The organism is Pelistega suis, assembly GCF_013133795.1.
GTDB lineage: Bacteria > Pseudomonadota > Gammaproteobacteria > Burkholderiales > Burkholderiaceae_B > Taylorella > Taylorella suis.
On record NZ_JABGBN010000025.1, the window covers coordinates 1 to 810 of the forward strand.

An 810-nucleotide genomic window follows, 5' to 3' on the forward strand; every position below is an offset into this window, starting at 1 on the left:
TGAAGCTGAATTTACCTTTTTCTTAGAATTATCTCTGAAATCTTGACCAATAGGTATCCCCCCCTTACCATCTCTTGATTTCTGAGTAATATTCGCTGTCTTGGAATTAATAGGGTTTTCATAACTAGTGATTCTAATGCCTTCGGGAGTAACATATTCTGCCTTCCCTCCCAACCACTTAGAGAACAAATCATATGACCCAGACGGAGGTAACTTGCTAGATGGACGAATGATATAAAAGAGTAGAGGGTTATCCGCCTTTTTAATATCCTCCTCACTAGGAACGGCACCTAACCAATTCTGAACTAAATTTCTACCAAACCCAACTTGCTCAATGAATGTATCTGGGTAGTTCTGCTGTTTTAATTCATCTATCAACCTTTCTTCATATACTTGTCCTAACTTCTGATGACGAGATAATCCCAATGGAGACCACTCTTGAAGCCCATTTAAACCATAAATTGAACTTGTATAAGCGAATGAAGCAGGTAATTTGGTCTCACCAATCTGAGCTCCTCGTAACATTTTGGTTGCATAATCGGTCACTAATAAATCATATTCTTCCTGTGATAATTCTCCTGTTTGATATAGACGAGCTATGATGTCATCTGATTGTGCTACAGCTTCTTGGTAACGTCTCAATATTTGCTCTTTTTCCTGTTCTGTCTTAGCATTTGCATACTCTTGAGCATAATGATCAACATTCTCCACACCATGTGCTTTTAGCTTGGTATAAAGAGCTAATTCTCTGTCATTTAACAACTGCACGCCATATCGGTTAGCTAGCGCATTATTCTCCACCGCCCGTTT

1 protein-coding gene is annotated in these 810 nt (G+C 38.9%); it reads right to left on the reverse strand.

Features of this window, described 5'->3' with window-relative positions; translation table 11 throughout:
• Positions 1 to 810: hypothetical protein (locus HKX39_RS10585; protein ID WP_171681285.1), on the reverse strand; the 810-nt coding region annotated here is incomplete at both ends.